Raw genomic sequence first — 12,858 nt, forward strand, 5'->3', positions numbered from 1 at the left:
TGTTCAGTTCCGTCGATAGAGTTCGGCGACAGCTGCGGCGCCCAACCTTGCCAGGCAGGCTGCGACAGTCTCATCGGCTCGTGCGCGCACCGCCGCCGCGACAGCGGCGACCCCACGCGCGGCGTCATAGCCCGGCCTGTATCCGGCAGGAAGGGCCTTTGCCGTCCCGTCCACGACAAGTCCGGCTCCGTTTTCGTCGCCGACCAGCGTTATGGCCGCAGCGCCGGGGTGCGCGCAGCCCTTGGCGCAGCCGGAAATGTGCAAATTGAAGGAGGCATCGAAGAGATCGGCGCTTTGTTTTGCGATCGTCTCGGCAATAGTGCGGGTGGCGATGCGGCCGGAACCGCAGGCCGGTGTGCCGGGGCAGGCGGCGATGCGGGTGCGCGGGTCGGCGGCATCGGTGACGAAGCCAAGAGTGGCGGCGGAGGTTTGCAGGGGTTGGTTCGCGGTGGCCGGCTGGCCGAGGAAGAGGAGGGCGCGGCCAGGCGCCAGGCGGATTTCGGCAGTGCCGAGGTTCGAGGCTTGGCGAGCGAGATCGATGAGGTTTTGCGCTGGCATGCTGCCGAAGGGCAGGCCGATGCCGAGGGTGAAAGTATCGCCGGCTAAGGGGAAAAGGCCGATAGGTTTGCGCGAGGCCCCCCTCTCTGTCCTGCCGGACATCTCCCCCTCAAGGGGGGAGATTGCCCTGTCACCGCGGCTTTCGCCAATCTCCAGCGCTGAAGCCGGAGAACCCGCGTCGAAGCTGCCAATCTCCCCCCTTGAGGGGGAGATGTCCGGCAGGACAGAGAGGGGGGCGACGGAATGCCAACCTGCGAGGGAGGCCAATTGCCGCTCCGACAGGTCCCGCGTATGCGCCTCGCGCCCTTTTTCCGCGACCATCCTGAGCGCAGCCACAGCGACGTCGCGCGAGGCGTCTTCCTCGACCATTGCAAGTGGCTTGGCGCTGCGATCATCACCGGCAACAGATACAGCCCACAAGACGCCTGCGCCGGTACGCACCGCCTTCAACCGCACATCGGCGGTCACCACATCCATGGTCAGTTGCCCGCCGCCGTCGACAACCACCGACACCTTCGGCCCCAGCCTTGCCGCCAGCCCTACCGCTTCAATCGCCACCCTGATCTTCTCAGCCAGCGGTCTCGGGTCGGCAATCTCGTCCGGATCGGTCCCCGCCAGCGGCCCTGTCTCGACCGGCACGCCGCTGCGCACCGCTATGCCCAGCGCATCCACTTCCGCCGCCAGCAACGCCGCGCTTTCCGCCGTCAGGCCGCGGATCTGCAGGCTGCCGCGCGCGGTTACTTCCATGATGCCGTTGCCGTGGCGCAAGGCGGATTCGCCGAGTCCGATCAACAGCTTCGGTGACAGTCCTCCAGCGACGGGGTTCAGCCGCACCAAAAGCCCGTCGCCGGTCTGCATGGGCGCGCTCAAGGCCGGGCAGGCGCCGCGGCGCGAAAACGCGTTCATGCCGCGACCCCATTTGCCTGGGCCTCGGCGATCAAAGCGGCGAGATCGTCATCGACGGAGTTTCTTAACGGATGCCACAGGCCGCGCCGCCGTGCGGAGAGAAAGCGCTCCGCGATGATTTTCGCAGCCGCCGGATTCTCGCGCAGGATGAAAGCGCGGACCTCAGCATCGCCGAGATAGGCGTCGTGCACGGCTTCGATCAGCGCGCCCGAAATGGCATGCGTGGTTTCGGCGAAGCCGACCAGGCGGTCGACGGTTTCGGCAAATTCCGAGGCGCCGCGCGGTCCATGCCGCATCTGGCCGGCAATGAAGCGCGGGTTGACCGCGCGAGCCCGCACCACACGGGATACGGCCTCGCTGACCGAGCGTGGTTTGGGCTTTGCCGGATCGGTCGTGTCGAGCACGATGACGTCGGCATTTCGCCCAAGTGCTGCCAGCGCCGCCGAGAATCCGCCGATGAAAGCGACGTCGGCCGAGCCTTCGAGAATATCGCGGCCGGGATCGTCGCCGGTGTGAACGAGCAGGTCGGCCTCGGCGATCCGGTTCTCGAAGGCGCCGGGGGAGGCGACGCCCTCGCCGTCAGCGCCGCCATAAGCGTGCGAGGTGGCGTCGAGATAGGCGCGACCGATCTCTTCGCGCGCCGCCCATTCGCCGCGTGACAGAAGATCCTCGACGCCGGCGCCATAGGTGCCGGGCGATGTGCCGAAAATGCGCGGGCTAGTTTTGCCGTCGGCGCGGGTTTTGGCCGCAAGCGGGTTTTCGGAATCCTCTTCGTCGCGGGCCGCAACAGCGTTGGCGGCGGCATCGATCAGCGCGATCTGGGTCGGGAACATGTCGCGGAACAGGCCGGAGATGCGCCAGGTGACGTCGACGCGTGGGCGGCCGAGCATTGCCGGCGGCAGAACCTCGATGCCGGTGACGCGGCCTGTCGCGGCATCCCATTGCGGCCTGCAGCCCATCAGCGCCAAGCCTTGGGCGATTTCCTCGCCGCCGGTGCGCAACGACGCGGAGCCCCAGAGGTCGATGACCAGCGAGCGTGGCCAGTCGCCATGGCTCTGCATGTAGCTGCGTACCACTTCCTCCGCCGCCGCCTGGCCGAGATCATGGGCCGTCGGCGTCGGCATGGTGCGCGGATCGGAGGTGAAGAGATTGCGGCCGGTGGGCAGCACGTCGGAGCGCCCGCGCGTCGGCGCGCCGGCCGGACCGGCCTTGATGTGGCGGCCGTCGAGGGCGGCCAGCAGCGTTGTTTTCTCGTTCTCGGCACTTTGCCGACGCAACGGATCGGGCTCGCCCTCCGGCGCGCGGCCATAAACATGCAGCCCGTCCTTGACGGCGAAATCCTTGAGATCGCAGAGCCAGGCGTCGATGCGGCGGAGCGCCTCGTCGGGCGCGTCGGTCCGGGCGACGCCGGCTTCGGAGGCGAGGCCGCTCTTTTGCGCCGTCCCGACGATCAGCTTGGCCAAGCGGTCGCGGCGGCGGCGGTCGAGCCCGTCGGCCAGAGCATATTCGTCGACCAACCGCTCGAGCTTCTGCTGAGTCTCGTCAAGGCCGGCGCCGGTCAGCGGCGGCGGCAGATGGCCAAGCGTAACGGCGGCAATGCGGCGCTTGGCTTGCGCGGCTTCGCCCGGATTGGAAACGATGAAGGGATAGATGACCGGCAGCGAGCCGGTGACGATCTCGGGGAAGCAGGTGCCGGAGAGGGCGACGGTCTTACCCGGCAGCCATTCCAGCGTGCCGTGAGCGCCGACATGGATGATGGCATGCACGCCGAGCGATTTTTGCAGCCAGAGGCCGAAGGCGAGGAGGGCGTGGCGAGGAGGAAGGGCCGGGTCGTGGTAGTCGGCGCGGCGGTCGGCCGAGCGGCCGCGATCGGGGGCGAGCGCGACGGTGACGTTGCCGAAGGTGGCGGCGCGGAAGGGGAAGTGCGGTGAGGTCGGCGCTTGAGCCCCCCTCTCTGCCCTGCCGGGCATCTCCCCCTCAAGGGGGGAGATTAGCAGTTTCGCCGACGGCGCTCCACTTACAGCGTTGGAGATTGGTGAAGGCAGAGATGAGGGCCTGATCTCCCCCCCCGAGGGGGAGATGTCCGGCAGGACAGAGAGGGGGGTCTCGCGCGAACCTATCCCTTCCGGCTGCCCCCACGCTGCCTCTACTGCGCCACGTGCTGCCCCTGGGAGTTCGGTCGAAAGATCCAAGTAGTCCTGTAAGCCAAGGCCATGCCCTGCCTTCTCCAGAGCATCCAGCAACTTCCGCGGCGTTTGCGGAATCCCATCAACCGCATAGCCCTGTTCCTTCAGGTCATGCAGCATCGCCAGCACGCTGGATGGCACATCGAGGCCAACCGCGTAGCCGGTCCGTCCGGGCGCGCTCGGATAGTCGGGAATCAGGATCGCCAGCTTGCGCTTGGACCGTTCCGTCTTTTGCAGGCGAATGAACGCCGCGACCCGCCTGGCGACCTGCGCCACGCGATCAGCTTCCGGACGATTGGCGAAGGCGCGGAAGGCCAGCGCCGGATCGGTCTCGATCTCGCCCTTGAAGGAGATTGCACCGGCGAGGATACGGCCGTCGAGCTCCGGCAGCACAACATGCATGGCGAGATCGGCCGGCGCCAGGCCGCGCTGGTTGTTTTCCCAGACGTCGCGGCGGGTGGTGGCGACGATGACCTGGAAGACGGGCACGCCGGCGCGGTCGAACAGGGTTTCGACGCCGGGTTCGGCGCCTGAGGCGAAGGCGGTCGCGGTGATGATGACGGCCGGTTTCAGCGATGCGATGGCGTCCTCGACGAAGACCAGCGACGTCGGGTCTTTCAGGCTGGAGACGAAGATCGGGACTGGGGCCAGGCCGCACTGACGGAGCGCTTCGACGAGTGCGTCGATGGGCGCGACGTCCGCGGCGAGGAGCATCGAGCGATAGAAGAGGATGGGTACAATGGAGACGCTGACATTGTCGGCGTCGAGTTCGCCAACGCCCGATGGCTTTCCGACAACTCCCAGCCCCGGCTCATAATATCCCGACTTCGGCACCGCCACCGGTCCCGCCACCGACGCAGCCGATCCAGCCAAGCGCGCCAGCCGCTGCATCAGTGCGCTCATATTTGCCGGGCCGCCCTCGCGGAAATAGCCGAGCAAGGCGTCCAGCTCGGCGCGGGGCAGCGTCGAGGCCTCGATCAGCCTTTGATCCTCGTCATGGCTTTCACCGGGCAGCAGCACGAGCTTGATGCCGCGTTCGCGCGCCACCGCCGCGAGCTGGTCGCAGCCGTAGCGCCACCAGTCGTAGCCGCCCAGGATGCGGATAAGGATGACCTTGGCGTGGCGGGCGACGCTGTCGATCCATAGATCGACGGACATCGGATGGCGCAGGTCGCGCAGCGCCGCGAGCCGCATCGAGGGCAAGCGGGCGGCGTCGGCTTTCCATGCCACCGCCAGGCCGGCGAGGTCGCTGTCGGTGAAGGACAGGGCCAAGATATCCGCCGGCGTCTGCCGCAGATCGACCGGCTCGGCGAGATCGTCGAGCGAGGCGGAGCTGGTGGTCAGTATGTGCATTTCGCCCCTAGGTCGGTTGGCGTCAGCCGGCGAGTATAGCCTCGATCGCCGGGCGGTTCAGCCCCTTGAGGCCGATGACGACGAGACGCGAGCGGCGGTCGTCCTCGGCGGTCCAGGCGCGGTCATAGTAATGGTTGACGCGCTGGCCGACGGCCTGCAGCAAAAGCCGCATCGGCTTGCCGCCGACTTCGACGAAACCTTTGACGCGCAACACGTTTTCCTGTTCGGCGGCGGTGGCGACACGCTTTGCCAGCTCGTCCGGATTGGCGATCGACGGGATGTCGACGATGAAGGTGTCGAAATCGTCATGCTCGTGGTCGAACGCGCCGTCATGATGCGATTTGCGGTTCTCGATGTCGTCCTCGACGGCGAGGCCGAGACCGAGCAGCACCGAGGGATCGACCTTGCCATGCGATGTCGGCACGATCTTCACGGCGCGGGCGGAGTGTTCGCCAATGATGGCGTTGGCGCGGGCCGAGCCGGCGGCGTCCATCAGGTCGTTTTTCGAGAGAATGATGAGGTCGGCGCAAGCGATCTGGTCCTCGAAGACTTCCTCGACCGGGTCGTCGTGGTCGAGGCTATCGTCCTGGGCGCGCTGCGCCTGTAAAGCATCCATGTCGCTGGCGACGCGGCCTTCGGCGAGCGCCGGGCCATCGACCACGGCAATGACGCCGTCGACGGTCACCCGGCTCTTCACCGTCGGCCACTGGAATGCCTGGACCAGCGGCTTCGGCAAAGCGAGGCCGGAGGTCTCGATCAGGATGTGGTCGACCTTGGGGGTGAGCGCCAGGATCTGGTCGAGCGCCGGCACGAAATCGTCGGCCACGGTGCAGCAGATGCAGCCATTGGCCAGTTCGACGATGTTTTCCTCCGGGCAGGTGTCGATGCCGCAGCCTTTGAGGATTTCGCCGTCGATGCCGATGTCACCGAACTCGTTGACGATGATGGCGATGCGCTTGCCGCCGGCATTCTCCAGCAGATGACGGACCAGGGTCGTCTTGCCGGCGCCGAGGAAGCCGGTGACGACGGTGCAGGGAATACGGGAAACGGAAGCGCTCATGGTCAGTCCTTCAGCATGTCGAGGGGAGGGATGCGGGCAACAAGGCCGCGCTTGAGGGAATCGGGGCGGCCGCGCCAGGGGATCAGGCCATCCGTCGACGTGGCGAAGAGCTTTGCGCCGGCAACGAGGTCGGCGCCGCTGGTCGCGCTCAGGTCGCCGAAGACATAGCTCCAGCAGCCGTCGCGCAGGATCGCCGCGCTCAGCCGCCGCTTGCAATTGCCGAGGCATTCGACCGTGCGGATGCGGATGTTGTCATCGGCTGCGGCGCGGCGGGTGTCATCGGCCAGCAATTCGCCGGCGCGGGGGTGGGCATCGGAGCCGGCCTCATTGCGGCAGGAAGCGCAGACGATGACCGTCACGCCGGCCAAAGCGTCGCCCTCGGACGAATTATCCGCTGGGCCAGCCGAAAAACTGCCGTTGTGGTCCAAAAAGCCGGGCTCCTTGCCCGGAAACCCGCCGGGCGATCGGATTGTTCTGTCGCAGACGGCAGGTCTCCTGGCTCGCGGATCATCGCCTTGGTTGGCCGCCTTCCCGGGAATTCCCAGTGGCTTTCGGCCTTGGCTCATCGCTTACAGTTGCGGGGACAGCCGCGGATTTGGGTTTTTGTCCCGCACCGCATTCCCTCTTGGCCCTTGCCGTTGCGGGCAAGGGACCGTCTGGAGGGATTTAGGCTTTTGCAGGCAGCGGTGTCAACGCGCGGTTACGACGCTGAAAGGTCGGCCAGTGGCTGCCCGAGGTCGCCCGCTGGCGTCACTTCGATGTGCTCCAAGCCGAGCCAGGCCTGCATCTGCTTCAATTCCTCGAAAAGCTGGGCGGCTGTCTCCGGCGGCGCTTCAGGCTCGGCATAGGCGGCATGGACGCGCAGCACACCCGCTGGACGGTCGGCTTTGAGGTCGACGCGGGCGACGATCGTGTCGCCGAGCAGGAAAGGCAGCACGTAATAGCCGTATTGGCGCTTGTCGGCAGGCGTGTAGATTTCGATGCGATAGCGGAAATTGAAAAGCCGCTCCGAGCGCGACCGTTCGAAAACGACGGGATCGAACGGCGCAAGCAAGGCGCGCGCCTCGATGCGGCGGGGAAAACGGGCGTCCTTGTGCAGATAAGCGGTCCTGTCCCAGCCTTCGACGCTTACGGGCAGCAACTCGCCCATTTCGACCAGTTCCTCGATGCGGTCCTTGGTGTCGCCGGGCGCCAGGCGAAAATAGTCGCGCAGGTCGCCATAGGTGGCGATGCCGTGGGCGCGGGCGGAAATGCGCAGCAATTCGCGGTGCGCGTCCTCGACGGAGGGGACAGGCAGGTCGAGCACGGCCTGCGGCAAAACGCGCGCCGGCAAGTCGTAATAGCGCTCGAAGCCGCGCCGGTAGGCGGTGGTGATGCGGCCAGCCCAGAACAGCCATTCGAAAGCGTGCTTGGCCTCGCTCCAGCCCCACCAGCCGCCGTTGCCCTTGTGGCCTTCTATGTCGGAAGCAGCGGTCGGCCCGCGTTCGGCGACTTGCTTATAGATTTCATCGATCATCCCGGTCCGCTCGCGTCCCCATTTGGCGAGGCCGAGATACATTTCGCCGCCCTGTTCGGCGCGCTGCATGCGCCAGCGCATCAGCGGCCAGGTCTCGACCGGCAGGAAGGACGCTTCATGCGCCCAGTATTCGAACACGGTGCGCTTGCGGGTGACGGCGGCGTTGTCGAGCAGCGCGAGCGGATAGGGGCCAAGGCGCGAATAGAGCGGCATATAGTGCGCGCGCACCACGGCGCTGACGGAATCGATCTGCAGCAAGCCGGTGCGGGAAAGCACGCGGGCAAGGTGTCGCCGATCGGGTGTGCCGCCGGGCCGCGGGTCGGTGAAACCCTGCGCGCCGAGCGCGATGCGCCGGGCCATAGGAAGCGAAATCTTGTCCTTCATCGAGGCGACCTTGCCCTGATCGTTTGCCGGATTTTTAGCCGGTGATTCCGGTGATGCTAGCAGGCAAATGGCGGGAGATGTGTCAGGAGACAGAAGTGGAGTAAAAAGAGAAGGAAATCAAACAGGAGCGGATCGGACCAGTTTCCTCCGATATGGCGTCCAGGGCGGTAATTTGAACAAGGTTTGACTTGCTTCGCTGAAACCGCTGCGCTAACCCTCGCCGCGTTGCAGCATGGGCCTCCTAAAACGGTTCAGCGGTTAAACTGTCACGCTTCCGCATTAGAGTTCGTTGCTGTAATCAAAGTGAACTGGCCCGCCGAGGAAAGCCGCCGCATGAGCGCACTCCTGAGTTCGTACCTGCCGATCGTCCTGTTCATCGCCGTGGCGCTGGTCGTCGGCCTGGCGCTGCTGGTGGCGCCGTTCCTCGTGGCCTACCGCAATCCCGATCCGGAAAAGCTTTCCGCCTATGAATGCGGGTTCAACTCATTCGACGACGCCCGCATGAAATTCGACATCCGTTTCTACCTGGTGTCGATCCTGTTCATCATCTTCGACCTGGAAGTGGCCTTCCTGTTTCCCTGGGCCGTCTCCTTCTCGAAGATCGGCATGCTCGGTTTCTGGTCGATGATGGTGTTTTTGGCGGTGCTGACCATCGGCTTTGCCTATGAATGGAAAAAAGGAGCGCTGGAATGGGATTGAACGACAGTTCAGGCACCCTCGTCGCGCCGAAGCCCAAGGGCATCATCGACCCCAACACCGGTCGGCCGGTGGGGGAGGACGATCCCTTCTTTCTCGAAATCAACAATGAACTGGCCGACAAGGGTTTCCTTGTCACCTCGACCGAAGCGCTCATCACCTGGGCGCGCAGCGGCTCGCTGATGTTCATGACCTTCGGCCTCGCCTGCTGCGCGGTCGAGATGATCCACACCTCGATGCCGCGTTACGATTCGGAGCGTTTCGGTGTCGCGCCGCGCGCCTCTCCGCGCCAGTCCGACATCATGATCGTGGCCGGCACGCTGACCAACAAGATGGCGCCGGCTTTGCGCAAGGTCTACGACCAGATGCCGGAGCCGCGCTACGTCATCTCGATGGGTTCCTGCGCCAATGGCGGCGGCTATTACCACTATTCTTATTCGGTGGTACGCGGCTGCGACCGCATCGTGCCGGTCGACATCTATGTGCCCGGCTGCCCGCCGAGCGCCGAAGCGCTGCTTTACGGCATTCTCCTTCTGCAGAAGAAGATCCGCCGCACCGGCACGATCGAACGGTGAGCCGATGACCCAGGCATTGAACGACCTCTCCACTTATCTTGGCGAGAAGCTCTCAGGACGCATCGGCGAGACAGTGCTTGCCTATGGCGAGCTGACGGTTCTGGTCGAGCCGGCCAATCTGATCGAGGTGGCGACCTTCCTGCGCGACGACGCGCGCTGCCAGTTCATCTCGATCATCGATATCAGCGGGGCGGACTATCCGTCGCGCGCCAAGCGCTTCGACGTCGTCTATCATCTGTTGTCGCCGAAGCAGAACGTCCGCATCCGGCTCAAGGTCCACGCCGACGAGGAAACGATGGTGCCGTCGATGACCGCCGTCTATCCCGGCGCCGACTGGTTCGAGCGTGAGACCTACGATCTCTACGGCGTGCTGTTTTCCGGCCATCCGGATTTGCGCCGCATCCTCACCGACTACGGTTTTGACGGGCATCCGCTGCGCAAGGATTTCCCGCTGACCGGCTTCGTCGAGGTTCGTTACGACGACGAGGCCAAGCGCGTGATCTACGAGCCGGTCGAATTGAAGCAAGAGTTCAGAAACTTCGACTTTTTGAGCCCCTGGGAAGGCACTGACTATGTGCTGCCCGGCGACGAGAAGGCGAAACAGTGAGTAGGGAAATAGTGAGTAGTCAGTAGGGAAGGAATTGGAAAAGCGGATCGAATCTTATCGCGACTTGGTGGTGTGGCAATCGGCGATGGTTCTTGCCGAAGATTGTTACCGTGTCACCAAAGTTTTTCCGAGAGATGAGATCTATGGAATGACCTCCCAGATGCGCCGCTCGGCGGTATCTATCGCCGCCAACATTGCGGAAGGGTACGGTCGTGAGAATAGAGGTTCGTTCGTTCAATTTCTGCGCATTGCGCAGGGCTCGTTGAAGGAACTGGAAACACATATACTGTTGGCATGCCGTGTCGGCATGCTGGAACGAAATAACGAGACTGAGCTGCTACTGCGATGCGAAGAGATTGGGAAAATGATGCGATCTCTCATCAGAACGGTGCAGGCAAAGCAGGCGGAATAAGTAGGCATTGAGATTGATGACCACTACTCACTACTCACTACTGACTCTTCGCCAGAGGCGCCACGATGGCTGAAACCTCCGTCCGCAATTTCAACATCAACTTCGGTCCGCAGCACCCTGCGGCGCATGGCGTTTTGCGCCTGGTGCTTGAGCTGGACGGCGAGGTGGTCGACCGCGTCGATCCGCATATCGGCCTGCTCCATCGCGGTACCGAGAAGCTGATCGAGGCCAAGACCTATCTGCAGGCAGTGCCTTATCTCGACCGGCTCGACTATTGCGCGCCGATGAACCAGGAGCATGCCTTCGCTCTGGCCGCCGAGCGCCTGCTCGGCATCGAGGTGCCGAAGCGCGGCCAGCTGATCCGCGTACTCTACTCCGAAATCGGCCGCATCATGTCGCACATCCTCAATGTGACGACGCAGGCGATGGACGTCGGCGCGCTGACGCCGCCGTTGTGGGGCTTCGTCGAGCGCGAAAAGCTGATGGTGTTCTATGAACGGGCCTCGGGCTCGCGAATGCATGCGGCTTATTTCCGGCCGGGCGGGGTGCATCAGGATCTGCCGCAGAAGCTGGTCGAGGACATCGGCAAGTGGATCGACCCGTTCCTGAAGTCGCTCGACGATCTCGACAGGCTGCTCACCGGCAACCGCATCTTCAAGCAGCGCAATGTCGATATCGGCATCGTCTCGCTGGCCGACGCCTGGGCCTGGGGTTTTTCAGGTGTCATGGTGCGCGGTTCGGGCGCCGCCTGGGACCTGCGCAAATCGCAGCCTTATGAATGCTATTCCGAGATGGATTTCGACATCCCGATCGGCAAGAACGGCGACTGCTACGACCGCTACCTGGTGCGCATGGAAGAGATGCGCCAGTCGGCCAAGATCATGCGCCAGTGCATCGATCTCCTGCTCGGCAAGGAAAGTGCCGGACCGGTGTCGAACCTCGACGGCAAGGTCGTGCCGCCGAAGCGCCAGGCGATGAAGCGCTCGATGGAAGCGCTCATCCACCACTTCAAGCTCTACACCGAGGGCTATCGCGTGCCTGCCGGCGAGGTCTACGCGGCCGTCGAGGCGCCGAAGGGCGAATTCGGTGTCTACCTGGTCTCCGACGGCACCAACAAGCCTTATCGCTGCAAGCTGCGCGCGCCCGGCTTCGCGCATCTGCAGGCCATGGATTTCCTGTGCCGCGGCCACATGCTGGCCGACGTCACCGCCGTTCTCGGCTCCCTCGACATCGTGTTTGGTGAGGTCGATCGTTAATGTCAGTCCGCCGTCTCGCAGATGCCAGCGTCCAGCCAGCTTCCTTCGCCTTCAACAAGGCGAATGCGGCGGCGGCTGAGCAGTGGATCGCCAAATATCCGAAAGGGCGCGAACAGTCGGCCATCATCCCGTTGCTGATGATCGCGCAGGAACAGGAAGGCTGGGTCACCAAGGCGGCGATCGAGACGATCTGCGACATGCTCGGCATGCCGCGCATCCGTGGGCTCGAGGTCGCGACCTTCTACACGCAGTACCAGCTCAATCCGGTCGGCACGCGCGCGCATATCCAGGTCTGCGGCACGACGCCCTGCATGTTGCGCGGCTCGGAAGCGCTGATGGATGTCTGCCGCTCCAAGATCCATCACGACCAGTTTCACACCAACGGCAAGGGCACGCTGTCGTGGGAGGAAGTCGAGTGCCTCGGCGCCTGCGTCAACGCGCCGATGGTGATGATCTTCAAGGACACTTTTGAAGACCTGACGCCCGAGCGGCTGGCCGAGATCATCGATCTCTACGACGCCGGCAAGGGCGCTGACGTGAAGCCCGGCCCGCAGAATGGCCGCCATGGCTCCGAGCCTGCCGGTGGCCTGAAGACGCTGACCAGCGAAAAGGCGATCCTGAAGTCGACGCGCGACAAGGAAGCCAAGGCCGCCGCGAAGGGGGCCAAGGACGCCGCTGCTGCTGCGCCGGCCGCCGTTCCCGCCGCCGTCGTCTCACAGGCTGCACCTGCTCCAGCCGCGCCCGCGGCTTCGGCGCCCGCAGCGCCGTCGGCCTCAGGCCCGGTTGCGCCGTCCAAGTCCAGCAAGCCGAAGACGCATGCGGTCGAAACCAGCCCGGCGCTCAACACGCCGTCGCCGGTCAAGGTCGCTCCGACCACCGAGAACGGCGCCAGCGTCAGGGCGCCGCGCCATTCGGCCGCCAACGCCAACCAGGCCGACCCGGAAGTCGAGGCTGTTTCCAAGCAGCGCAACGGGCCGAAGACCAAGGCCGAGCCGGCCACAGCTTTCAAGGCGCCGGAAACCAAGCAGCCGGCCGCCAAGCCGGCAAAGCCGTCGCTGGAGGACAAGAACCGCCCGGCGGGCATAGAGCGTCCGGCGACGGTCGACGATCTCAAGCTGATCTCCGGCGTCGGCCCTAAGATCGAGGCAACTTTGCATTCGCTCGGCATCTACAGTTTCGCTCAGGTCGCCGCGTGGAAGAGCGCCGAGCGGGAATGGGTGGACGGCTATCTGAACTTCCGCGGCCGAATCGACCGCGACGACTGGGTGAAGCAGGCCAAGGCGCTCGCCAAGGGCGGCGTCGCCGAATATATCCGCGTCTTCGGCAAGAAGCCGGTCTGAGGGACGAAA

Annotated in this window: 11 protein-coding genes and 1 riboswitch; of the genes, 6 read left to right on the forward strand and 5 right to left on the reverse strand. The window is 64.6% G+C overall.

Features of this window, described 5'->3' with window-relative positions; all coding sequences use genetic code 11:
- Positions 1 to 3: 3 nt before the first annotated feature.
- The 5 genes from cobG to AB6802_RS12590 form a co-directional block, all read right to left on the reverse strand.
- Positions 4 to 1,464 (reverse strand): precorrin-3B synthase, encoded by a 1,461-nt coding sequence (cobG, locus tag AB6802_RS12570; protein ID WP_371010409.1) that lies wholly within the window; start codon positions 1,462 to 1,464, stop codon positions 4 to 6.
- Positions 1,461 to 5,003 carry a cobaltochelatase subunit CobN gene (locus AB6802_RS12575; RefSeq protein WP_371010410.1) on the reverse strand — a complete coding sequence of 1,181 codons (3,543 nt, stop codon included), beginning with the start codon at positions 5,001 to 5,003 and terminating at the stop codon, positions 1,461 to 1,463. Before AB6802_RS12575 ends, cobG begins: the two co-directional genes overlap by 4 nt.
- Before the next feature lie 22 nt (positions 5,004 to 5,025).
- Positions 5,026 to 6,063 carry a cobalamin biosynthesis protein CobW gene (gene cobW, locus AB6802_RS12580; RefSeq protein WP_371010411.1) on the reverse strand — a complete coding sequence of 346 codons (1,038 nt, stop codon included), beginning with the start codon at positions 6,061 to 6,063 and terminating at the stop codon, positions 5,026 to 5,028.
- A 2-nt stretch (positions 6,064 to 6,065) separates the two neighbouring features.
- Complete coding sequence (locus AB6802_RS12585) at positions 6,066 to 6,491, reverse strand: DUF1636 family protein (RefSeq protein ID WP_371010412.1); 426 nt, start codon at positions 6,489 to 6,491, stop codon at positions 6,066 to 6,068.
- 39 nt (positions 6,492 to 6,530) lie between these two features.
- Positions 6,531 to 6,735, reverse strand: a riboswitch (cobalamin riboswitch).
- A gap of 28 nt (positions 6,736 to 6,763) precedes the next feature.
- Positions 6,764 to 7,963: a winged helix-turn-helix domain-containing protein gene (locus AB6802_RS12590; RefSeq protein WP_371010413.1), complete on the reverse strand. Its 1,200-nt coding sequence runs from the start codon at positions 7,961 to 7,963 to the stop codon at positions 6,764 to 6,766.
- A 333-nt stretch (positions 7,964 to 8,296) separates the two neighbouring features.
- Between AB6802_RS12590 and AB6802_RS12595 the strand changes: the two genes are divergently transcribed.
- The 6 genes from AB6802_RS12595 to AB6802_RS12620 all read left to right on the forward strand — a co-directional run bounded on the left by AB6802_RS12595 (position 8,297) and on the right by AB6802_RS12620 (position 12,849).
- On the forward strand, positions 8,297 to 8,662 hold the full coding sequence (locus AB6802_RS12595) for an NADH-quinone oxidoreductase subunit A (protein ID WP_371010414.1): 366 nt from the start codon (positions 8,297 to 8,299) through the stop codon (positions 8,660 to 8,662).
- Positions 8,653 to 9,234 carry an NADH-quinone oxidoreductase subunit B family protein gene (locus AB6802_RS12600; protein ID WP_013531090.1) on the forward strand — a complete coding sequence of 194 codons (582 nt, stop codon included), beginning with the start codon at positions 8,653 to 8,655 and terminating at the stop codon, positions 9,232 to 9,234. The genes AB6802_RS12595 and AB6802_RS12600 overlap by 10 nt, the downstream gene beginning before the upstream one ends.
- A gap of 4 nt (positions 9,235 to 9,238) precedes the next feature.
- Entirely contained in the window at positions 9,239 to 9,841 is a 603-nt protein-coding gene (locus tag AB6802_RS12605) for an NADH-quinone oxidoreductase subunit C (RefSeq protein ID WP_371010415.1), read from the forward strand.
- A gap of 34 nt (positions 9,842 to 9,875) precedes the next feature.
- Entirely contained in the window at positions 9,876 to 10,253 is a 378-nt protein-coding gene (locus AB6802_RS12610) for a four helix bundle protein (RefSeq protein ID WP_371010416.1), read from the forward strand.
- 65 nt (positions 10,254 to 10,318) lie between these two features.
- The gene (locus AB6802_RS12615; protein WP_371010417.1) at positions 10,319 to 11,509 is read left to right on the forward strand and encodes an NADH-quinone oxidoreductase subunit D; all 1,191 of its coding nucleotides are present in this window, start codon (positions 10,319 to 10,321) and stop codon (positions 11,507 to 11,509) included.
- Positions 11,509 to 12,849 carry an NADH-quinone oxidoreductase subunit E gene (locus tag AB6802_RS12620; protein WP_371010418.1) on the forward strand — a complete coding sequence of 447 codons (1,341 nt, stop codon included), beginning with the start codon at positions 11,509 to 11,511 and terminating at the stop codon, positions 12,847 to 12,849. The genes AB6802_RS12615 and AB6802_RS12620 overlap by 1 nt, the downstream gene beginning before the upstream one ends.
- Positions 12,850 to 12,858 lie beyond the last annotated feature (9 nt).

It is taken from the genome of Mesorhizobium sp. RCC_202 (assembly GCF_041355295.1).
In the GTDB taxonomy this organism is placed as follows: Bacteria; Pseudomonadota; Alphaproteobacteria; order Rhizobiales; family Rhizobiaceae; genus Mesorhizobium.

Coding starts and splice junctions, on each gene's coding strand:
- cobG (WP_371010409.1), bottom strand. CDS start 1,464: ATGAACGCGTTTTCGCGCCGCGGCGCCTGCCCGGCCTTGAGCGCGCCC.
- AB6802_RS12575 (WP_371010410.1), bottom strand. CDS start 5,003: ATGCACATACTGACCACCAGCTCCGCCTCGCTCGACGATCTCGCCGAG.
- cobW (WP_371010411.1), bottom strand. CDS start 6,063: ATGAGCGCTTCCGTTTCCCGTATTCCCTGCACCGTCGTCACCGGCTTC.
- AB6802_RS12590 (WP_371010413.1), bottom strand. CDS start 7,963: ATGAAGGACAAGATTTCGCTTCCTATGGCCCGGCGCATCGCGCTCGGC.
- AB6802_RS12595 (WP_371010414.1), top strand. CDS start 8,297: ATGAGCGCACTCCTGAGTTCGTACCTGCCGATCGTCCTGTTCATCGCC.
- AB6802_RS12600 (WP_013531090.1), top strand. CDS start 8,653: ATGGGATTGAACGACAGTTCAGGCACCCTCGTCGCGCCGAAGCCCAAG.
- AB6802_RS12605 (WP_371010415.1), top strand. CDS start 9,239: ATGACCCAGGCATTGAACGACCTCTCCACTTATCTTGGCGAGAAGCTC.
- AB6802_RS12615 (WP_371010417.1), top strand. CDS start 10,319: ATGGCTGAAACCTCCGTCCGCAATTTCAACATCAACTTCGGTCCGCAG.
- AB6802_RS12620 (WP_371010418.1), top strand. CDS start 11,509: ATGTCAGTCCGCCGTCTCGCAGATGCCAGCGTCCAGCCAGCTTCCTTC.